Source organism: Mesorhizobium sp. M0152, from assembly GCF_040322415.1.
Lineage (GTDB): Bacteria > Pseudomonadota > Alphaproteobacteria > Rhizobiales > Rhizobiaceae > Mesorhizobium.
Map to the genome: position 1 here is coordinate 1 of NZ_JAMYTH010000006.1, position 19,662 is coordinate 19,662.

A 19,662-nucleotide genomic window follows, 5' to 3' on the forward strand; every position below is an offset into this window, starting at 1 on the left:
CCCACCCCCCCGGGGCCGGGGGGGCGGCTTTTTTTTTAATACTCACCCCCCCCCCCCCACCCCCGCGGGGGGGGGGCGCCCCCCCCCCCCCCCCCCGCCGGTGTTTGGGGCGCCCCGCGCCACACCGGCGAGACCGACCACGGTGTTGGCCACCACCGGCAACAGCGAATAGAGGAACAGCGCGACGAAAGCCGGCGCGGTGCCGATACCGCGAATGCCGATCGCCGCCGCCCCAGGTATATGCGCGGCAACCCAGCCGAGTGGTGCGATCAGCAGGCCGAACAGCGCGATCGAGGGAATGGTCTGGATGATGTTGAGCACGTTGAGCACGCCGGCTCGGAGCCTTTCGACCCGGTGGCACAGGATGCCGAGCGGAAGGCCGCCAATCACCGCGGCAAGCAGCGAGCCGAGCGCCAGCGTTACATGCTTGGATCCTTCGGCCCAGAAACTGTCGGCACGGTTGGCGTATTCCTTGAGGATGGATAGGTCGTTCCAGCTTCCCGACATCAGCAGCAGTCCGATAGCAATCGCGGCAGCGACAAGTATGCCGAGGCGCGCCCATGGCGACAGGTTGAGCCGTGTCAGCACGTCGGCCAGCAGCAGTGTGAAGGCAAAGATGAACATCCAGAAACCGGAGGCAGGCGAGACTCTCGCAAAAGTGTTGCCCGCCGGTGTGAGGAAACTGCCGGCGACACCGATCAGCAGAGCGAGCGCGGCAAGCGCCACCACGCTGGCGGCGAAGCGAAGCACAAGCGGCGTCCTGAACAGCGCGACAAGCAAGGCCGCGACCACGATGGCGAGCAGCAACGGCCCGGTCGCTGCCGGCAATGCCTCGAGAATCGAGCGCGGCTGGCCGGGAACGATGCGATTGGCGCGGAAGGTGGCGAACGGGGCGAGGAGCGCCGCATAGGCAGCGATGGCTGCGATGACGACGCCGAGCTTGTCGAAGCGGGCGGTCATGAGGCGCATCTGTGCGAAGGGACAGACGCTTGGAGAGATGCGGCTGCGCTGATGTAACCTCTGCGCGAGGCGCCCCCCTCTGGCCTGCCCGTCCTCCGCAGCTGCAGCGCAGCTGCTGCGGAGGGTGGACCGGCCATCTCCCCCTCAAGGGGGGAGATCGGATATCGTGATGGCTTTCGCCAATTCTCAACGCCGTAGAATGAAGCGGAGCGCAGAAGCTGCCAGTCTCCCCCCTTGAGGGGGAGATGTCCGGTCCACCCTCCGCAGCAGCTGCGCTGCAGCTGCGGAGGACGGGCAGGACAGAGGGGGGTGCTTCGCACCGGTGTCCCGATCCCGCGCTGATTACTTCAAGAAGCCGTTCTTCTTCAAAAAGTCCTCGGCGACGCCCTTGACCGGCTCGCCGCCGACCTGCACGCGGCCGTTCAGTTCCTGCAATGTGACGAGGTCGAGCTTGGCGAAGACCGGCTTCAGCAGCGTCTCGATCTCGGGATGCTGTTTGAGCACCGCTTCGCGGATGATCGGCGCCGGCTGGTAGACCGGCTGCACGCCCTTGTCGTCTTCCAGCACGACCAGGCCGGATGGCGCGATGCCGCCATCGGTGCCGTAGACCATGGCGGCGTTGGCGCCGCTGGTCTGATTGGCGGCCGCCGCGATGGTCGCCGCCGTGTCGCCGCCGGAGAGCGTGATCAGTTGGTCCGGCTTCAGCGTGAAGCCGTACGTCGTCTGGAAGGCCGGTAGCGCGGCCGCCGAATTGACGAACTCGGACGAGGCCGCCAGCACCACCTGGCCGCCGCCAGCGACATATTTGCCGAAATCGGAAAGGGTGGCGAGCTTGTTGGTCTCGGCCACCTCCTTGCGCAGCGCGATCGCCCAGGTGTTGTTGGCCGGCGACGGCGACAACCAGACGATCTTGTTGGCGTCGTAGTCGAGCTTCTTGGCCGTCTCATAGGCCTTGGCGGCGTCCTTCCACACCGGATCGTCGGCCTTCTCGAAGAAGAAGGCGGCATTGCCGGTGTATTCGGGATAGATGTCGATCTCGCCGGCGGTAATCGCTTTGCGCACGACAGGCGTGCCGCCGAGCTGGATGCGGTCTGACGTCTTGATGTTGTTGGCGTTGAGAACGAGTTGGATGATATTGCCGAGCACGCCGCCCTCGGTGTCGATCTTGGACGAGACAACCACCTGGGCGCCGGCGGAGCCCATGGTGATGCCGAGCGCCAAAATCGCGCTGGCCAGAACCTTGACTGAAAACATCGTGAAAACCCCTTGCTTGGACCGGAATGCGGTGGCCGCATATGAGCATGGCTTCAGCGGCCAGTCGGGGCACACGGTTTCATAACAAGGGGCTCGGGCGCAATAATTTTGTTTCGGTTGGGCAGATTCTGCCGAACCAATCCTGACAGCACCATGTCAACCTTGCAGCGATCCGGATCAGGCGCTGGCCTTGCGCAAGCCGGTCACCTTGAGGGCGCCGAGCGCGGCGAAGCACAGGATGACGACCGGAAAGATCATCCAGTTCAGCATGGTCCAGCCCCAGGCATTGTAGACCATGCCCGACATCAGCGATGCGCAAGCGACGGAGCCGAACAGGACGAAGTCGTGAAAACCCTGAACCTTGCCCTTTTCCGACGGCCGGTAACTGGCCGCCACGATCGCCGTGGCGCCGATGAAGCCGAAGTTCCAGCCAAGGCCAAGCAGGATCAGCGACGTCCAGAACTGCCACAATGCCAGACCCGACAGGGCGACGATGGCACAGCCGATGAGCAGGACCAGCCCGGTGGCCACGATCCGCTCGGCGCCGAAGCGGTGGATCAGCGAACCGGTGAAGAAGCTTGGCGCGAACATCGCCATGACGTGCCAGGAGATACCGAGCGTCGCGTCGTTCTCGGACAGGCCGCAGCCAACCATGGCGAGCGGCGCGCCGGTCATGACGAAGCTCATCAGTGCATAGCTGCCGACGGCGCAAAACAGCGCGGCGACGAAACGCGGTTTCGTGACGATTTCAACCAGGGGCCTGGCGTCGCCGTCGGCAATGTCCACCTTGCCAGTGGCCTTCACCGGCAGGCGCAGGAACGACAGGATGATAGCGCCGACCGCGGCCAGCGGCAGGATGGAAGCGAACGAACCGGCAAACATGACCGGCGCGAACAATTCGCGGGTGAAGATGACGATCTGTGGTCCGAGAACAGCGGTGACGATGCCGCCGGCCAGCACGAAGGAGATGGCGCGCGCCTTGAACCCCGGCGGCGCATTGTCGGCGGCGGCAAACCGGAACTGCTGGACGAAGGCGCCGCCGACGCCGATGGTCAGCAGGCCGAAGGCGAACAGCCAAAAACTGCCGTGGAAAAGCGCCAGGGTGGCGACCAGACCGCCAACCGCGGTGACCACGGTTCCGGTCATGAAGCCGCCGCGCTGGCCCATCCGGCGAATGATGGCCGCCGCGGGCAGCGCGCCGAGTGCGACGCCGAGATTGAAGCCGGTAATCGGCGCCGTCGCCAGGGATTTGTCGGCACCAAGCAGATACTGCCCGGCCAGCGCACCCATCGAGATGGCGATCGGCGCCGCCGAGCCGATGATCGCCTGCGAAGCGGCGAGGATTAGAGCGGTGCGCCGCGCCTCCCTCCCCGCCTCGATGGCGATTGCCGTCACGATGCGTCCTTGCCGCGCCCCTCGCCGCGCACCCGGCGTGACACGCGGTCGAGCACGGCATTGACCAGCTTCGGCTCGTCTTCTTCGTAGAAAGCCTTGGCGATATCGACATATTCGGAGACGATGACGGCGACCGGCACATCCTCTCGCTTCATCAATTCATAGACGCCGGCCCGCATGATGGCGCGCAGCGTCGAATCGAGCCTCGACAGCGGCCAGTCCTCCGTCAGCGCCTGCCGGATAATTGGATCGATGGTCTTCTGGTTCTCGACCACACCGGTGAGAATGGCGCGGAACCATTGCGCGTCCGCCTCGCGATACAGCGCGCCATCGACTTCCTTGCCGAGGCGAAACGCCTCGTATTCGGCGGTGATCTCGAAGACACCGCTGCCGGCGACATCCATCTGATAGAGCGCCTGGACTGCTGCGAGGCGGGCGGCGCCGCGTTTGTTGGCGTGGCGCACCGTTGGCTGTCCGGTCGAGGCGGGCTCGGTCACGATTGCGCTCCGAGTTGTTGTTTCAGCGCGATCATGGTCAGCGCCGCGCGCGCCGCGAAGCCGCCCTTGTCGCCCTCCGAACGCTTGGCCCGCGTCCAGGCCTGAGCGTCGTTCTCGGTGGTAAGGATGCCGTTGCCGATGCAGACCGCTTCCTGCACCGACAGGTCCATCAACGCGCGGCTCGATTCATTGGCGACGATGTCGAAATGATAGGTGTCGCCGCGCACGACCGTGCCGAGCGCGACGAAGCCGTCATAGCTGGTCCCGCCCTCGACGGCGCCGTCCAGCGCGAAGGAGATCACCGCCGGAATCTCCAGCGAGCCGGGAACGGTGACGACGTCGTAGCTTGCGCCGGCCTCGTCCAGGGCGCTTGTCGCGCCTTCGAGCAGCGCGTCGGCAAGGTCGTCGTGAAAACGCGCCTCGACGATGAGAATGTGCGCCTTGGTCTTCGGACGAATGAACGCCTTGCCGTGTTGGGATGTACCAGCCATTAATGTCTCCGGGGTCGCCGGTGACTTAGGCCGAAGCCGGGTTGATCGCAAGCACAAGATTGCCGAACCGACATCGCCCCCTCATCCGCCGACGATCCTCGCCTCGCGAAATCGCGCCGCGCGATCTTTCGGGACGTTCCTTGGCTAGGCAGGCGATGCCTCGAGGATCGCGATCGGTGCTCCGGTGCCGATCACCCGCTCAAGCTTCAGACCTGCGCCTTCGAACAAGCTGGCAAATTGCGCCTCAGTCCGCTCCCGGCCGCCGGTGATGGCGAGCATGACCACGTCGATGGATTTGATCTGGGCCGGCTCGTCGCCCGGAGGCACGAGCGTCTCGGCGACGAGCACCCTGCCATGCTTTGGCATGGCCTCGCGGCAACGCCGCAGGATCAACCCCGCGCGTTCATCGTCCCAATCGTGGATCACCTTCTTGAGTACATAGACGTCGCCACCGGGGACGCTGTCGAAGAAATTTCCGGCGACAAACTCCGTGCGCGGCAAGTCGCCTCCGGCCCCCTGGCGCGCCGCCGCAACACCGGAGGCCAGATCCACAAGAACGCCGCTCAAATGGGGATTGCGGGCCAGGATGGCCGAAAGAAGCTGTCCATGTCCGCCCCCGACGTCGACGACCCGCGTATATGGGCCGAAATCATAGGCCGCCGCGACGGCCTCGTTGCTACCTTGGCCTAATGCGACCATGGCTCGCTGGAACAGGGCAGCCTGCTCCGGGTGGGCCGACAGCCAATCAAATCTCGAACTTCCGAACACCTTTTCGAAAGCGGGCTTTCCTGTGCGAACGGAATGCAGAAGCTGCTCGAATGCAAGATAAGCCTCGCTGTTGATCATCCGGATGAAGTCAAGCGGTCCGGGTCGATCGGACCGAAGCGCCGCCCCGACTTCAGTCAAGGCGAAACAACGAGGACGAATTTCAGTGAACACCCCCTCGGGCGCCAGAAGCCGCATGACTCGATAGAGCGATTCCGCATCCGCCTTCGCGGCGGTCGCCAAGTCCTCGACCGACTGTCCGCCGGCGGCCAGAAGATCGGGAATGCCGAGTTCGACAATGACGCGCAGCGCCTGTGACACGGCAAATCCGAGCCCCAGCCTCATGATTTGTTGCGACGGGTTGATCATGGCTTTCCCTCCGGCCCAGGTGGGAGCTTACGAGAGGTGCAAGAAGAAGTGAAGCCGGTCTGACGGCGACCTCCCCACAACCTGCCATTTAGCGATCCGGGTCGCCTTGCTGGACCCGCCTGACCGGGTTCAAAGCCCTTCGGCCGCCGCTTCAGCCAGCCGCGCCGCGTAGCGGGCCATGGTGTCGATTTCGAGATTGACGCGGTCGCCGACCTTGCGCTCGCCCCAGGTGGTGACGGTCAGCGAATGATGAATCAACAGCACGTCGAAGCGTGTGCCCTCGACCTTGTTGACGGTGAGCGAAGTGCCGTCGAGCGCCACGGAGCCTTTCGGCGCGATGAATTTCGCCAGGTCGCGCGGCGCCTCCAGCGTGAAGCGCACCGCGTCCCCCTCGTCCTTGCGCTCGATGATCTCGGCGGTGCCGTCGACATGGCCTGACACGATATGGCCGCCGAGTTCGTCGCCGATCTTCAATGCCCGCTCCAGATTGATGCGCGTACCCGATTTCCAACCCATCGCCGTCGTCAGCCTGAGTGCCTCTTCCCAGGCCTCGACCTCGAACCAGCGGGCATTCGAGCCGCTGTCGGGCAGAGCCGTGACGGTCAGGCAGACGCCGCCGCAGGAGATCGAGGCGCCGATAGCGATGGTCTCGGGGTCATAGGCGGTGTCGATGCGCAAACCCACGCCTTCCCGCAGCGGCTTGACGGCCGCGACGGTGCCTATATCGCTGACAATTCCCGTAAACATCAGATTCTATCTTCCCGTTTGGCCATGACCTTGTCCGAAAACCAGTTCCCACTTTTCGGGATCATGGCCTAGATATCCCTTATCCATTCGCCGTAGCTGTCCTCGCCAAAGCGCATCTCGCGCAGCTTGCGAAAGCCCGGCGGGATGTGGTCGGCGTCGATGGGGGACGCAATGCCGTCATCGCCGATCGCCTCAGGCCCTTGGAACAGTACGATGCGGTCGACCAGCCCATCGGCCAGGAAAGCGCTGGCTACCCTGGCGCCGCCTTCGACCAGCACACTTGCCATGCCAAGTGCGGCCAGGTCCTCGAGAAGCTCCGGCAGCGCCACGCCGCCTTCATGCGTTTCGGTGCCGATGAAGCGCACGCCGGCGCGCTCGAGTGCCGCGCGCCGCAGCGGATCGGCCTCCAGGCTCGCGGCGACATAGAGCGGCACCCGGTCTACGCCCGAAACCAGTTTCGAGGCCTCCGGCAGCCTGATCTGCCGGTCGAGCACGATGCGCGCCGGCGAGCGGTTCTCCAGTCCAGGCAGGCGTACCGTCAGCGCCGGGTCGTCCTCAAGCGCGGTGCCGATGCCGACCAGAATGGCGTCGGCCTCTGCCCGCATCAGGTAAACTTCGCGGCGCGCGACATCTCCTGTGATCGCGACCTGGCCGGCGCCTTGCCTGCCGATCTTGCCGTCACTGGAAAGCGCAAGTTTCAAAATCACTTCCGGGCGTTTTTTGAGGGATCGAATCAAATAACCGGCCATCTGCTCGCCAGCCTCCGCCGCGAGCACCCTCTCCACCACTTCAACCCCGGCGGCGCGCAGGATGGCGTAACCCTTGCCGGAAACACGCGCATCTGGATCGCTGGCAGCGCCAACGACGCGCGCGACACCCGCATTGACCAGGGCATTGGCGCAAGGCGGCGTGCGGCCGTGATGGGCGCAGGGCTCCAGCGTGACATAGGCGGTGGAGCCACGCGCCAGGGCGCCCGCCTCGGCCAGAGCCTCGGTCTCGGCATGCGGCCGGCCGCCGACGGCGGTGACGCCGGTGCCGACGATCATCGGCCCCGCGCCGTCATCGCGCACGATCAGCGTGCCGACGGAAGGGTTGGTCGAGGTCCTGCCCGCGTTCCTGCGCGACAATCTCAGCGCCGCGGCCATGAACCGGCGATCAAGGGCCGCCTGTTCGGCCCCGCTCAGTTGCGGTGCTGCCATGCTCAGCCGGCGTCCTCTTCGCTCTTTTCGTCCTCGCCCTTCAGTTCGCCCAGCAGTTCATGGAAATCCTTCGCCTCGCGGAAATTGCGGTAGACCGAGGCGAAGCGCACATAGGCGACATCGTCGAGCGACTTCAGCGCGTCCATGACCAGCCGGCCTACCTCGCCGGAGGCCACCTCGGTCTCGCCGGAGCTTTCGAGTTGGCGCACGATGCCGGTCACCGCACGGTCGATGCGCTCGGGATCGACATTGCGCTTGCGCACCGCAATCTCAACCGAGCGCAGCAGCTTGTCGCGATCGAAAGGCACTTTTCGACCTGACTTCTTGACCACGACGAGATCGCGCAGTTGTACGCGCTCGAATGTGGTGAAACGGCCACCGCAATCGGGGCAGACACGCCGGCGCCGGATTGCCGCGCCGTCCTCGGCGGGGCGCGAATCCTTCACCTGCGTATCTTCGGACTGGCAATAGGGACAGCGCATGGAGAGCCTTGGGTTCACGAATCTGGCGAGGCGAAAGGTTTAGTGCCTTTCCGGTCGGGATTGAAGCAATTCCGTCTCCGCGACGGCCTGCCGATCAGAGATAGCGAGGCGCGAGGAAGATTGCCAGCGCGGCAACCGGCCAGACGGCAATGCCGCCGACGACCGCCAGGCGGCAATCGACCCGGTCGACAGCCAGGAGGCGCGCTCGATCCTGCCGGACCGCCGCTTCAGGGCGCGACGTCGGCTGTGGCGAAACCACAGGACGCACCGAGATTGCGATAGGCCTTGGAGAAGCCGTCCATCGAGATACTGGCGACCGGCTGCTTGCCGAAGACCACGTCAAGCGCGGATGCGCGGCGCATGGCGCGCAGCAGAGCCAGGCTGGTCTTGGTCTGATTGACGACCGTCCAGCCGAGGCGGCCAGCGACGGCGTTGTCGGAATAAACCGTCGCCGACACCTGGCCGCCGGTGTCGCCGAACGTCGCGGCGATCTTCTTGCCCATCGGAAGATCCTTGTTGGCGACAGCGATCGTCACCGCCGGATAGGCGTCCGGCGGCAAGGCGTCGCCGTTCGAGATCGCAAGCGTCAACGTGCCCGGATTGCCGGCGGGATCGACGAAAGCCGTCGAAGCAGCGCAGGTTTTGCGCGCGTCCTGGCCGGTGTCCTGAATGTCGACAATGGTGGTCCACCTGCCGAAGGTGCCGGTGGCGGGTATGTCGGGAGGCGGTTGGGTTTGCGCGAAGGCAGCCCCGGCCAAGATCAGCAAAGCGGCCAGCCAGGCGGCGCCAAGGGGAACGAGGCGGGATTCGTGCATCATCTGGTCTCCGGTTCGGCCCGCCGCCCGGTCATGGGGCGGCACGCCGCTGGCGGATAAGAGACGACGCTTCGCGCTGGGTCAACCGAGATAGGGATAGAGCGGGAAACGATCCGTGAGCGCCACCACCTTGGCCTTCACGGCCGCTTCGACCGCGGCATTGCCGTCGTCGGAATTGGCGACCTTCAACCCATCCAATACCTCGGCGATCAACTTGCCGATCTCGCGGAACTCGGCCTGGCCAAAGCCGCGCGTGGTGCCGGCCGGCGTGCCGAGCCGCACGCCCGAGGTGACGAAGGGCTTTTCCGGGTCGAAGGGGATGCCGTTCTTGTTGCAGGTGATGTTGGCGCGGCCGAGCGCTGCCTCGGCGCGCTTGCCGGTGGCATTCTTGGGGCGCAAATCGACCAGCATCAGGTGGTTGTCGGTGCCGCCCGACACGATGTCGAGGCCCGTCTCCTGAAGGCTGGAGGCCAGCGCCTTGGCATTGGCGGCGACGCTTTCGGCATAGAGTTTAAAGCTCGGCTTCAGCGCTTCGCCGAAAGCGACTGCCTTGGCGGCGATGACATGCATCAGCGGACCGCCCTGCAGGCCGGGAAATACCGCCGAGTTCATCTTCTTGGCGATGTCTTCGTCATTGCACAGGATCATGCCGCCGCGCGGGCCACGCAGCGATTTGTGCGTGGTGGTGGTCACCACATGCGCATGCGGAAGCGGCGACGGATGAACGCCGCCGGCGACCAGGCCGGCGATGTGCGCCATGTCGACCATCAGGTAGGCGCCGACCGCGTCCGCGATCTCGCGGAAACGCTTCCAGTCCCAGATGCGCGAATAGGCGGTGCCGCCAGCCAGGATCAGCTTCGGCTTGGTCTCGTGCGCGGTCTTCTCGATCGCGTCCATGTCGAGCAGATGGTCGTCCTTGCGCACGCCGTAGGAGACGACCTTGAACCATTTGCCGCTCATGTTGACCGGCGAACCGTGGGTCAAATGGCCGCCGGAATTGAGGTCGAGACCCATGAAGGTGTCGCCGGGCTGCAAGAGCGCCAGGAACACCGCCTGGTTCATCTGGCTGCCGGAATTAGGCTGGACATTGGCGAAGTTGCAGCCGAACAGTTTTTTCGCGCGCTCGATCGCCAGTTCCTCGGCGACGTCCACGAACTGGCAGCCGCCATAGTAGCGCTTGCCCGGATAGCCCTCGGCGTATTTGTTGGTCATGATCGAGCCCTGCGCTTCCAGCACGGCGCGCGAGACGATGTTTTCGGAGGCGATCAGCTCGATCTCGTGGCGCTGACGGCCGAGCTCGTTGCGGATGGCGCCGAAGATCTCAGGATCGGCATCCTCGAGCGTGGTTTCGAAGAAGGATTCGAATTTGTTCGACGCTGCCGCTGCTGTTGCCATGGCCTGAAATCCTCGGGGTTCGGGGTCTGCCGCGCCATTAACACAGTTGTTTTCGCCCCGCCACGTTTGCGGCGCGAAATTTGCTGGCCGGATTGCGGCAAGGATGGCCGCCGACGCTATTTCCGGTCAAAACAGTTCCGGTCCGTCCTGAAAACAAAAAGGCCGCCCGGAAGGCGGCCTTTTGCGATACAGAGAGGCTGCTCAGAGCGAAGACGTGATCTGCAGCTCGTTGGCACCGTCGAGCGCGTAGACGTCGTCGCGGAACTGGACGACGCCCGGTCCTGTCGACCATGCCGAAAGGTAGAGGAAATGCACCGGCACCGGGTTGGTAACCTGGATCGGCGTGTTTTCGCCGGTCTTGATGGCTGCCTCGAAATGCTGGCGGTCCCAGCCAGGCGTGTCGCGCAGGATCCAGGTGACGAGATCGCGCACGTTCTGCACGCGCACGCAGCCCGAGGAATCGAAGCGCATCATCTTGCCGAACAGGCTCTGCTGCGGCGTGTCGTGCATATAGACGCCATCAGGGCTCGGGAAGTTGATCTTGACCGAGGCCATCGCGTTGCCCGCACCCGGATCCTGGCGGAAGCGATATTTGGCCGCGTCGTCAGTCGACCAGTCGACATTGAGCGGATCGACCTCGCTGCCGTCCGGCGCGAACAGGCGGATATGGCTGTCCTTCAGGTAGTCAGGATTTTTCCGCATCAATGGAATGATATCCTTGCGCACGATCGAAACCGGCGCGTTCCAGTACGGATTGACGATGATCTCGTTGATCTTGGAATTGACGATCGGGGTCTGGCGATCGATCTTGCCGACGATCGCGGTGTGGCGAAGCACGACACGATCGTTCTCGACAGCCTCGATCTGCGCCGCCGGAATGTCGACCAGCACATAACGGCTGCCGAGCGTGCCGGCCTTTTCGCGCAGGCGCTGCAGATTTGTCTGCAACTGGCCAAGCCGAATCTGTGCCGATACGTTCATTGCCGCATAGGTGTACTTGCCCAAAGCGCCGTCAGCAGGCAGGCCATGACGGGTCTGGAAGCGCTTGACCGCTGAATCGACATAAGAATCGAAGGCGGTCGAAACTCCAGCGCCTTGCGCCAGGTCGCCGGAAACCATCAACCGCTTGCGCAACGGCACGACATCGGGATCATCGACGCCGAGCTGCAACTTCTTGGTCGCGGGAACCTCTACCCAGCCGCCCTGCCCGACGATGTTCTGATACTGGGCGACAGCCTGTTCGGTGAAAGCGACGGTCTGCAGGCTGAAAATCGGCAGCGTCGAAGCCACTTTGCCGCCTTCGCTGGCGCGGGCGTCGAACTGGTCGTCCCAATTGCCGCGGGCCGAGGATTTCAGGATATCCCCGATCACATCCTGAGCACTCGCGTGGCCCGCCACCATGGCGGCAGCGAGCGCTGAGGCTCCGGAGAGGAAAAAACGGCGGCTGGTTCTCATGGACGTTCCAGACATTTGTAGCAGTTCGTTCACTTGTTGCGTTGATCATCGGGCGATCTCGCCCGCACTCTAAAATTGGCAATCTTAACAATTAGCCAACCATGGTCCGCATCGTCGAGCGCGAACGGGTGCCGGCGCGACGCGGTTTGCGGGTGAACGCTTGGTCTTGACCACAGCATCACTGCCATCCTCGGTTCCATTGGATTATGGCGGCAACGTGGCCTCGTCTCCAAATCGGGCCAGGCAGCGCTCCGAAAAGAAAAGACCGGTGCTTTTCGGCACCGGCCCTGACTGAAGGTCGCTGTTTCGGCCGCGCTTCTATGGCGCGGGCCAGATCCGATGCGGCGGACGTCAATTACATCCGGTAGGCGATGGTGTCGTTCCAGAAGCGGTCGAGCCGCTGCAGGGCGCGGTTCATCTGCTTGAACTCGTCGGTGTTGATGCCGCCGACCTGCTCGATCGAGCCGACATGGCGCTCGTAGAGACCGGCAACCACTTCCGCCACCTCGTTGCCCTTCGGCGTCAGCGAGATACGGACCGAACGGCGGTCGATGCGCGAGCGCTGGTGATTGATGAAGCCGAGATCGACCAGCTTCTTCAGATTGTAGGAGACGTTCGAGCCGAGATAGTAGCCACGCGAGCGCAGTTCGCCGGCCGTCAGCTCGGAATTGCCGATGTTGAACAAAAGCAGCGCCTGGATGGCATTGATGTCGGAACGGCCGTTGCGGTCGAATTCGTCCTTGATCACGTCAAGCAGACGGCGGTGCAGCCGCTCTACAAGCTGGAGCGATTCCATGTACAGCGAACGGATTGCCTCGCGGCGGTCGTCGGAAACGTTGGCGGTCTTCGCCGCCGGACGCGAATTGATCATTGTCTTTGCCTCTCGTTTGTCGCCCTGGTGATTTTTTGTTTTTCACCTTGATCGCGACACTATCGAATACTCATAAAATTCGACTTAAACGCTAGGGCTAACAAGAGCTTACCGGTAACAGGTTTCGAAAGAGGCTTAACGAACGGTCACCCGAACAAGGATGATTAACCTAAAGATTTAGGCAATGTTCCGAGGGCGGAATCCGGGATATCGCCAGGTCGCCAATCCGCTCAACGGCTTACCCCCGCCTCGGCCGTTTCTGCATGTAGATGACGATGCGAAAAACGATATAGAGCAGCGTCACCGCGGCATGCGAGACGACAATGAGCGGACGGTGGCCGAAGAGCTCGGGGAAGCCGGCGTACATGACCGTCTCGGTCACCGCGCAGATGAACCAGATCACCGGGCCCCAGGAGGCCAGCATCCACAGGCCGGCGGCGGCAAAGGGAAAGAACACGGCGAGCACCACCGCCGCCACTTGCCAGTGCACCGGCATCAGGTCGAAGCGCCACAGGGGGCCTGGATAGAAGCCAATCAGCTTGATCCAGTAGAGAACGCCGAACAGCAGGCAGTAGCCCGATACGACGCGCTGGAACCAGGCGAAGATAACTTCCACCCCGGAGGGCTGAAGTACGACGCGTCTGGAGGTCACCTCGCTCATAGCCGAAGCTCCCGTTCGCCGAGCGGGGCGAAATAGGCGTCGACATCCGCCTCGCCGACCGCGTCCAGGGTTGCCGGCCGCCATTGCGGCGTCGATCCCTTGTCGATGATGGCGGCGCGGATGCCCTCGTAGAAATCGTGGCCGGCAAGCATGCGGTTGAGAATGCGGAACTCCATCTTCATGCAATCGTCCATGGACAGGGTCGACCCGGCGCTGATCTGGCGCCAGGCGACGCGAAGGCTGGTCGGCGAGCGCGTGCGGATCGTCGCCAGCGTTCTTGCGGCGAAATCGTCGGCGCCCGCGGCGCGCTCCAGACTACCGATGGCGTCCTGCAGCGACGGTTGGGCGAAATGGCTGGAGATCGCCTCCAGCGTCGGCCTGTCGGTCTCCCGCCTCGCCTGGACGAAGAAACCACGCAGCACCGATTCCGGATCGCCGGTCAGGGCCAGCCGGTCGAGGAAGCCCGACTGGTCCTCGGCCTTGATGGTGTGGGTAGCCAACCCCGACCACAGCGCGTCGCCATAGCGGATGCGGTTGCCGGTCAGGGCCAGATACATGCCGAAGGAGCCGCCGAGATCAGGCAGCAAATGGCTGGCGCCGACATCCGGGAAAAAGCCGATGCCGACTTCCGGCATGGCGAACTGGGCATTCTCGGTCATCACCCGGTGCGAACCGTGGAAGGAAATGCCGACACCGCCGCCCATGACGATGCCATCGATCAGAGCGACGTAAGGCTTCTTGAAGCTGTTGATGCGGGCATTGAGCCGATACTCGTCGGCGAAGAATTCGACCGGCGGCTTTCCGGCCCGTCCGGCCTCGTAGATGTGCAGGATATCGCCTCCGGCCGAAAACGCCCTGCCCTCGGCCTTGACGACGACGACGTCGATGCCCGGATCCCGCTCCCAGGCGCGCAAAGCCTTTGCCAGAGCGTTGACCATGCGATGCGTCACCGCATTGAGCGCGTGCGGCCGCGTCAGCGTGACGATGCCGGCCCGGCCCAGATGCTCGAAGCGGATCTCGTCGCCTCCGCCAAAATCCATCGTGAAAGAATCCCTTCCCGTGCCGCCGGGACTGAAGTGCTAAAGCGTGGCGCATGGATGCGTCAATGCCGGGACGCACCGCACGGCTCCGAACGTTGGCAAAAGGCGGCTAACACCGGCGGTGCCGGCGCTTTTTATGCCGGCAGCTTTTCACGATAGGAATTTTTTCTTGACAGGGTGAGTGCAGCTATGGTAGATATTTACCTATGGTGCAGATTTGCGCCAATGACCCGCCGCACAGGCGGGTTTTTCGTTTGATGCTTCTCAACCAACGCGCCGGCGAACGCTCCAGTGGAGCGCCGGCGAACGCTCCAGTGGAGCGCCGGCGAACGCTCCAGTGGAGCGCCGGCGAACGCTCCAGAGGAACCCGTTGAACCGGGTTTCGTTGCCGTGCCACCGCAACCGCTTGGCTCGCGTCGGGGGCCGGTGCTAAAAATCGAACCGTAATGCCGGCAACGATGAGAAACCGGGCGGCATGCGTGCTGCAACGCGGCGCTGGCGGGTCTTTGAACGGGGGGTGTCCATGACTCGATTTTTGCGCCGAGCACTGGTGTCGATGGCGCTGATCGGCATCTGCCTGGCTGTCCATCCAGCCTTGGCGACAAACCTCGCCGAACTTTACCGATCGCAGACCATCGTCAACGGCAAGTACGAGAAAAACCGCCAGTCCGGTTTCAAGCGCTGTCTCGACGCGGTTCTGGTCCGGGTTTCCGGCGATCAGCGCCTGCCGGCCAAACCGGAGATGTCAGTCCTGCGCGAGAAGGCCGGCAGCTTCGTCGCCGGCTTCAGCTACCGCGACCGCATGGAAGGCATTCCCAACCATGACGATCAAGGCACGTACGATCGGCCGCACAACCTCTATTGCCAGTACACGCCGGCGGTGATCGACCCGCTGCTGGCATCGCTCGGCAGCAAGCCGTGGCTGATGGAGCGGCCACGGCTGGCGGTATTTTTGGCGACCGAGCGCGGCGCCAGGCATTTCGCGCTCGATGCCGACGATGAGCGCGGCCTGCTGATGCGCGAATCCTTCAGCAATGCCGCCGCGCCGCTTGCCATGCAGGTGGCGTTTCCCACGGCAGTGCAACTGTCGCAGGCAGCGTTGGACGACAGAAGCCTGCGCGACGCCGAGATGATGGTGCTGGACGCTGTTGCCAAGAAAGCCGGCGCCGACCAAGCGCTGGCCGGCAGTATCGTGTGGAGCGATAAGGAACTGGGCTGGATCGCCGACTGGCGCCTGGCGACGGCTGGGAATACCTATCGCTGGCAGGTGCGCGGGGTTTCCTTCGACGATGCCTTTCGCGTCGCCATGCGCGGCGCGGCGCAGATCCTGTCGGGCAATGGGCAACCGGAATAGAACGCGGCCGCTTGCACAAACGTGTCGCATTGGTCAGCGGCAAGGGGCCGTGGTAAAAACCCACCGATCCGGAGTTTAGGCAAATGAACAAATTCACCCCGACAAAGCCAGCCGGCGCGCGCAGCGTCGACGACATCACCGGCAGCCGGCGTTTGCGCCGCATGCGCAAGGCCGACTGGTCGCGCCGTCTGGTGCAGGAGAACCGGCTCACGGTCGACGACCTGATCTGGCCGATCTTCATCGTCGATGGCAAAAATGTGCGAGAGCCGATCGCCGCCATGCCCGGCGTGTTCCGCCTGTCGATCGACCTTGCCGTCAAGGAGGCTGAACGCGCGGCAAAACTTGGCATTCCCGCGCTTGCCACCTTCCCCAATGTCGACATCTCGTTGCGCGACCACACGGGCTCGCACATCCTCGACCCGGAAAACGTCATCAACCGCGCCACGCGGGCGATAAAGGACGCGGTGCCGCAGATCGGCATCATCACCGATGCCGCGCTCGACCCCTTCACCAGCCACGGTCATGACGGCATCCTGCGCGACGGCATCATCGTCAACGACGAAACGGTCGAACAGGTCGCGGCGGCAGCCGTGGTCCAGGCGGCCGCCGGCGCCGACATTATCGCGCCGTCCGACATGATGGACGGCCGGATCGGCGCCATCCGCCACGCGCTCGACGCCAACGGCTTCCAGGACGTGGCGATCATGTCCTACGCGACCAAATTCGCCTCGGCCTTCTACGGCCCCTACCGCGAGGCGGTGGGGACCGCTGGCCTGCTCAAGGGCGACAAGAAGACCTATTATATCGATCATGCCAATTCCGACGAGGCGGTGCGCGAGGCGGAGCAGGACCTCGCGGAAGGCGCCGACATGCTGATGGTCAAGCCCGGCTTGCCCTATCTAGACATCATCCGGCGGCTGAAGGACGAATTCCAGATGCCGACCTTCGCCTACCAGGTGTCGGGCGAATATTCGATGATCAAGGCGGCTGCCGCCAATGGCTGGATCGATGGCGAGAAGGCGATGCTGGAATCGCTGCTCGCCTTCAAGCGCGCCGGCTGCGACGGGATCCTGACCTATTTTGCGCCCGAAGTGGCGGAGCTGCTGAAGGGATAGCAGTCCGGCCGTTTTGGAATTTTGGCAACAATCCGCTAGAATGAATTTATGAGCAGGAATGACGTCATACGGCAGTTGCAGAGAAACGCGGATGCTATCAAAGGCATGGGCGCGACTTCGCTTTATCTGTTCGGATCGATGGCGCGGGACGACGCGCGGCCGGACAGCGATCTCGATCTGTTCATCGATTATGATCCTGCGAAGCGTTTCTCGCTGATCGACCTGGTCGGCATCAAGCAATTTCTCGAAGAGACGATGTCAGCAGAGATTGATATCACCACCCGCGACAGCCTTAACCCAATGTTGAAGGCCGATATCGAACGATCGGCTGTGCGCATATTTTGATGGCAGCGCGTCGGATCGAACCGATTCTAGCCGAAATAATAGAGGCTTTGGATGGTATTATCGCTGCCACAACCGGTAAGACTCTGGATGACTTCAACAGCGACTGGCTGCTTCGACATGGCACCGAGCGCGGGATCGAAATCGTTTCCGAAGCTGCGCGACATATTCCGGAGGATCTGACAGCTCTTGCTCCTGAGATTCCATGGAAACAAGTTCGTGGAATAGGCAACGTTTTGCGTCACGAATACCACAAGACTTCCGGCGCGATAGTGTGGGCCGTGGTGACGGATAACCTGCTCCCCCTACGTCTTGTCGTCGAACGTATGCTCGAAGCGTCGAAGCCCCGATAATTCTGACTTCCAGCACGAGCTGCGGCGCACCCTGTTTCGCCCACTGTGCAAGTGCGATGTCGCTCTCGTGATATACAACCTCTCTCCTGACGATGAAGCATTTCGGACGTCGGCTTCGTCGGGCGTCGTCGAAAAATACCGCTTGCAAATCGCAATCAGTTTGCTACAAGGAAACTACTTGCAAAACACAATCGGTTATCGAGGAGACCTTTCATGTCCAAGCTTCGCGTCAATGCATTCAGTCTGTCGCTTGACGGCTATGGTGCCGGTCCGGACCAGGATCTGCAAAATCCGCTCGGCGTCGGCGGCCCAGCCGTGCACAAATGGGCCTTCAGCACCCGCACCTTTCGGAAAATGTTCGGCGAAGAGGGCGGCGCGACGACCGGCGCCGATGAGGATTTTGCGGCGCGCAGTTTCGAGAATGTCGGCGCATGGATCCTCGGCCGCAACATGTTCGGGCCGATCCGCGGCGAATGGCCTGACGACAGCTGGAAAGGCTGGTGGGGCGACAACCCTCCCTACCACGTGCCGGTCTTCGTGCTGACGCACCACGAGCGGGCACCCATCACGATGGAAGGAGGCACGACCTTCTATTTCGTGACCGACGGCATCCATTCGGCGCTGGAGCAGGCGAAGGCGGCGGCGGGTGGCAAGGATGTGCGGGTCGGTGGCGGCGTCGCCACCATCCGGCAATATCTGCAGGAGAGATTGATCGACGAGATGCATCTGGCGATCTCGCCGGTGTTGCTTGGGAGGGGAGAGAGCCTGTTTTCAGGGTTGGATATGCTCAAGCTCGGCTATCAATGTACCGAGCAGGTAGCTACGGCGCTTGCCACGCATGTGGCCATCAAGCGGGCTTAAGAAATAGTGTGAACGTGTCGTCTGCGACTGTGGTGATTGGCAAAACCCGTGGTGCGGATTTCTTTCTCCCCGTCACTATACGGGGAGAAATGCCCGGCAGGGCAATGAGGGGCGGCGCAACCGGTCGAATATTGCGTCGCCGGGAATATCACTGATGGCAACATGGTAGCAGAATAAATTGAGCCTACGCAGCGATTTGTGAGGATTCAACCATCGACGTCGGCGCCGCCCCTCATCCGCCTGCCGGTCCTCCGCAGCAGCTTCGGAGGGTGGACCGGCACCTTCTTCCCGTATAGTGACGGGAAGAAGGGAGTAGTCCATCAATACTTCTCCGGCACGTAAAGCTCGCCGGGCAGCACCTGGCGCTCGTATTCCGGGTTGAAGACGCGCTCCGGCAGCGATATCTCCTCGTGCGGCACTTCCTCGTAGGGAACCTGCTGCAGCAGATGGTCGATGCAGTTCAGCCGCGCCCGCTTCTTATCGTTGCCCTCGACGATGAACCATGGCGCCTCGGGAATGTTGGTGCGGGCGAACGTCTCTTCCTTGGCCTTGGTGTATTGCTCCCAGCGCACGCGCGACTCCAGATCCATCGGCGACAGCTTCCACTGCTTCATCGGATCGTGGATGCGCATGAGGAAATGCATCTGCTGCTCCTCGTCGGTGATCGAGAACCAGTATTTGACCAGCGTGATGCCGGAGCGCACCAGCATGCGCTCGAACTCCGGCACGTCGTGGAAGAACTCTTCCACCTGGTCCGGCCCGGCGAACCCCATCACCCGCTCGACGCCGGAGCGGTTGTACCAGGAGCGGTCGAAAAGCACGATCTCACCGCCCGCCGGCAGATGCGGGACATAGCGCTGGAAATACCATTGTGACTTCTCGCGCTCGGTCGGCGCCGGCAGCGCCACGACGCGGCAGATGCGCGGATTGAGCCGCTGGGTGATGCGCTTGATGACGCCGCCCTTGCCGGCGGAATCGCGGCCCTCGAAAATCACCACCAGCTTCTTCTTGTGATGGGCGACCCAGGACTGCAGCTTGATCAATTCCGACTGCAAGGCGATCAAGTCGCGAAAATACTGCATGCGATCGATCGAGGGCGGATGCGAGTTCTTGTAGATCTTGGCGATCTCCATCGACAGCGCCGGCTCCGATAATTCGAGCTCATAGTCTTCGTCGAGCGTGTCGGCGAGTTCTGCTTCGAGCCAGTCCTTGGCGGGAGAATTCTGTTTTTCCTCGGTCAT

The 19,662-nt window shown here is 63.0% G+C and carries 20 protein-coding genes and 1 pseudogene; 5 read left to right on the plus strand and 16 right to left on the minus strand.

All coding sequences use genetic code 11. The annotated features are described in order from the left end of the window. Window positions 1-84 precede the first annotated feature (84 nt). The 15 genes and pseudogenes from NKJ26_RS08420 to NKJ26_RS08490 all read right to left on the minus strand — a co-directional run. Window positions 85-960, minus strand: a pseudogene (locus tag NKJ26_RS08420) (ABC transporter permease); the annotation flags it as partial. A gap of 342 nt (window positions 961-1,302) precedes the next feature. Continuing rightward, complete coding sequence (osmF, locus tag NKJ26_RS08425) at window positions 1,303-2,214, minus strand: glycine betaine ABC transporter substrate-binding protein OsmF (protein WP_502903096.1); 912 nt, start codon at window positions 2,212-2,214, stop codon at window positions 1,303-1,305. 177 nt (window positions 2,215-2,391) lie between these two features. Then, on the minus strand, window positions 2,392-3,609 hold the full coding sequence (locus NKJ26_RS08430; protein WP_352694903.1) for an MFS transporter: 1,218 nt from the start codon (window positions 3,607-3,609) through the stop codon (window positions 2,392-2,394). Next, a complete protein-coding gene (gene nusB, locus NKJ26_RS08435; RefSeq protein WP_352602549.1) occupies window positions 3,606-4,106 on the minus strand; it encodes a transcription antitermination factor NusB in 501 nt (166 codons plus the stop codon). The genes NKJ26_RS08430 and nusB overlap by 4 nt, the downstream gene beginning before the upstream one ends. Then, window positions 4,103-4,597: a 6,7-dimethyl-8-ribityllumazine synthase gene (gene ribH, locus NKJ26_RS08440; RefSeq protein ID WP_352602551.1), complete on the minus strand. Its 495-nt coding sequence runs from the start codon at window positions 4,595-4,597 to the stop codon at window positions 4,103-4,105. Before ribH ends, nusB begins: the two co-directional genes overlap by 4 nt. Before the next feature lie 144 nt (window positions 4,598-4,741). Then, window positions 4,742-5,731: a methyltransferase gene (locus NKJ26_RS08445; protein ID WP_352694904.1), complete on the minus strand. Its 990-nt coding sequence runs from the start codon at window positions 5,729-5,731 to the stop codon at window positions 4,742-4,744. Window positions 5,732-5,860: 129 nt separating this feature from the next. Then, entirely contained in the window at window positions 5,861-6,478 is a 618-nt protein-coding gene (locus tag NKJ26_RS08450) for a riboflavin synthase (protein ID WP_352602555.1), read from the minus strand. A gap of 68 nt (window positions 6,479-6,546) precedes the next feature. Then, complete coding sequence (gene ribD, locus NKJ26_RS08455) at window positions 6,547-7,677, minus strand: bifunctional diaminohydroxyphosphoribosylaminopyrimidine deaminase/5-amino-6-(5-phosphoribosylamino)uracil reductase RibD (protein WP_352694905.1); 1,131 nt, start codon at window positions 7,675-7,677, stop codon at window positions 6,547-6,549. 2 nt (window positions 7,678-7,679) lie between these two features. Then, complete coding sequence (gene nrdR / locus NKJ26_RS08460; protein WP_027028007.1) at window positions 7,680-8,159, minus strand: transcriptional regulator NrdR; 480 nt, start codon at window positions 8,157-8,159, stop codon at window positions 7,680-7,682. A 227-nt stretch (window positions 8,160-8,386) separates the two neighbouring features. Then, a complete protein-coding gene (locus tag NKJ26_RS08465) occupies window positions 8,387-8,974 on the minus strand; it encodes a hypothetical protein (protein ID WP_352695066.1) in 588 nt (195 codons plus the stop codon). A gap of 81 nt (window positions 8,975-9,055) precedes the next feature. Next, window positions 9,056-10,369, minus strand: a complete 1,314-nt coding sequence (gene glyA / locus NKJ26_RS08470) for a serine hydroxymethyltransferase (RefSeq protein WP_352694906.1) — start codon at window positions 10,367-10,369, stop codon at window positions 9,056-9,058. Window positions 10,370-10,570: 201 nt separating this feature from the next. Next, window positions 10,571-11,824 (minus strand): L,D-transpeptidase family protein, encoded by a 1,254-nt coding sequence (locus NKJ26_RS08475; RefSeq protein ID WP_352598350.1) that lies wholly within the window; start codon window positions 11,822-11,824, stop codon window positions 10,571-10,573. A 355-nt stretch (window positions 11,825-12,179) separates the two neighbouring features. Further along, window positions 12,180-12,695 carry a transcriptional regulator LdtR gene (gene ldtR / locus NKJ26_RS08480; RefSeq protein ID WP_027028003.1) on the minus strand — a complete coding sequence of 172 codons (516 nt, stop codon included), beginning with the start codon at window positions 12,693-12,695 and terminating at the stop codon, window positions 12,180-12,182. 238 nt (window positions 12,696-12,933) lie between these two features. Next, window positions 12,934-13,356, minus strand: coding sequence for a DUF6163 family protein (locus tag NKJ26_RS08485; protein WP_352598351.1), 423 nt, complete (start codon window positions 13,354-13,356; stop codon window positions 12,934-12,936). Next, window positions 13,353-14,396 (minus strand): enoyl-CoA hydratase/isomerase family protein, encoded by a 1,044-nt coding sequence (locus NKJ26_RS08490; RefSeq protein WP_352694907.1) that lies wholly within the window; start codon window positions 14,394-14,396, stop codon window positions 13,353-13,355. Before NKJ26_RS08490 ends, NKJ26_RS08485 begins: the two co-directional genes overlap by 4 nt. Window positions 14,397-14,919: 523 nt before the next feature. On the opposite strand from NKJ26_RS08490, the gene NKJ26_RS08495 reads away from it, so the two are divergent. The 5 genes from NKJ26_RS08495 to NKJ26_RS08515 all read left to right on the plus strand — a co-directional run bounded on the left by NKJ26_RS08495 (window position 14,920) and on the right by NKJ26_RS08515 (window position 18,421). Continuing rightward, window positions 14,920-15,750 carry a DUF8605 domain-containing protein gene (locus NKJ26_RS08495; RefSeq protein ID WP_352694908.1) on the plus strand — a complete coding sequence of 277 codons (831 nt, stop codon included), beginning with the start codon at window positions 14,920-14,922 and terminating at the stop codon, window positions 15,748-15,750. Window positions 15,751-15,833: 83 nt separating this feature from the next. Next, window positions 15,834-16,865 carry a porphobilinogen synthase gene (gene hemB, locus NKJ26_RS08500; protein WP_352694909.1) on the plus strand — a complete coding sequence of 344 codons (1,032 nt, stop codon included), beginning with the start codon at window positions 15,834-15,836 and terminating at the stop codon, window positions 16,863-16,865. Between the two features lie 48 nt (window positions 16,866-16,913). Next, window positions 16,914-17,210, plus strand: coding sequence for a nucleotidyltransferase family protein (locus tag NKJ26_RS08505; protein ID WP_352694910.1), 297 nt, complete (start codon window positions 16,914-16,916; stop codon window positions 17,208-17,210). Further along, window positions 17,210-17,560, plus strand: coding sequence for a HepT-like ribonuclease domain-containing protein (locus tag NKJ26_RS08510; RefSeq protein ID WP_352694911.1), 351 nt, complete (start codon window positions 17,210-17,212; stop codon window positions 17,558-17,560). The genes NKJ26_RS08505 and NKJ26_RS08510 overlap by 1 nt, the downstream gene beginning before the upstream one ends. Window positions 17,561-17,773: 213 nt before the next feature. Continuing rightward, entirely contained in the window at window positions 17,774-18,421 is a 648-nt protein-coding gene (locus tag NKJ26_RS08515; RefSeq protein WP_352694912.1) for a dihydrofolate reductase family protein, read from the plus strand. 320 nt (window positions 18,422-18,741) lie between these two features. Here the strand turns inward: NKJ26_RS08515 and ppk2 are convergent, their stop codons facing one another. Continuing rightward, a complete protein-coding gene (gene ppk2 / locus NKJ26_RS08520) occupies window positions 18,742-19,662 on the minus strand; it encodes a polyphosphate kinase 2 (RefSeq protein WP_352694913.1) in 921 nt (306 codons plus the stop codon).

Excerpts from the sequence above, each read along its gene's own strand:
- osmF (WP_502903096.1), bottom strand. The coding sequence starts at position 2,214 with ATGTTTTCAGTCAAGGTTCTGGCCAGCGCGATTTTGGCGCTCGGCATC.
- ribH (WP_352602551.1), bottom strand. The coding sequence starts at position 4,597 with ATGGCTGGTACATCCCAACACGGCAAGGCGTTCATTCGTCCGAAGACC.
- NKJ26_RS08445 (WP_352694904.1), bottom strand. The coding sequence starts at position 5,731 with ATGATCAACCCGTCGCAACAAATCATGAGGCTGGGGCTCGGATTTGCC.
- NKJ26_RS08450 (WP_352602555.1), bottom strand. The coding sequence starts at position 6,478 with ATGTTTACGGGAATTGTCAGCGATATAGGCACCGTCGCGGCCGTCAAG.
- ribD (WP_352694905.1), bottom strand. The coding sequence starts at position 7,677 with ATGGCAGCACCGCAACTGAGCGGGGCCGAACAGGCGGCCCTTGATCGC.
- nrdR (WP_027028007.1), bottom strand. The coding sequence starts at position 8,159 with ATGCGCTGTCCCTATTGCCAGTCCGAAGATACGCAGGTGAAGGATTCG.
- NKJ26_RS08465 (WP_352695066.1), bottom strand. The coding sequence starts at position 8,974 with ATGCACGAATCCCGCCTCGTTCCCCTTGGCGCCGCCTGGCTGGCCGCT.
- glyA (WP_352694906.1), bottom strand. The coding sequence starts at position 10,369 with ATGGCAACAGCAGCGGCAGCGTCGAACAAATTCGAATCCTTCTTCGAA.
- NKJ26_RS08475 (WP_352598350.1), bottom strand. The coding sequence starts at position 11,824 with ATGAGAACCAGCCGCCGTTTTTTCCTCTCCGGAGCCTCAGCGCTCGCT.
- ldtR (WP_027028003.1), bottom strand. The coding sequence starts at position 12,695 with ATGATCAATTCGCGTCCGGCGGCGAAGACCGCCAACGTTTCCGACGAC.
- NKJ26_RS08485 (WP_352598351.1), bottom strand. The coding sequence starts at position 13,356 with ATGAGCGAGGTGACCTCCAGACGCGTCGTACTTCAGCCCTCCGGGGTG.
- NKJ26_RS08490 (WP_352694907.1), bottom strand. The coding sequence starts at position 14,396 with ATGGATTTTGGCGGAGGCGACGAGATCCGCTTCGAGCATCTGGGCCGG.
- NKJ26_RS08495 (WP_352694908.1), top strand. The coding sequence starts at position 14,920 with ATGACTCGATTTTTGCGCCGAGCACTGGTGTCGATGGCGCTGATCGGC.
- hemB (WP_352694909.1), top strand. The coding sequence starts at position 15,834 with ATGAACAAATTCACCCCGACAAAGCCAGCCGGCGCGCGCAGCGTCGAC.
- NKJ26_RS08505 (WP_352694910.1), top strand. The coding sequence starts at position 16,914 with ATGAGCAGGAATGACGTCATACGGCAGTTGCAGAGAAACGCGGATGCT.
- NKJ26_RS08510 (WP_352694911.1), top strand. The coding sequence starts at position 17,210 with ATGGCAGCGCGTCGGATCGAACCGATTCTAGCCGAAATAATAGAGGCT.
- NKJ26_RS08515 (WP_352694912.1), top strand. The coding sequence starts at position 17,774 with ATGTCCAAGCTTCGCGTCAATGCATTCAGTCTGTCGCTTGACGGCTAT.
- ppk2 (WP_352694913.1), bottom strand. The coding sequence starts at position 19,662 with ATGACCGAGGAAAAACAGAATTCTCCCGCCAAGGACTGGCTCGAAGCA.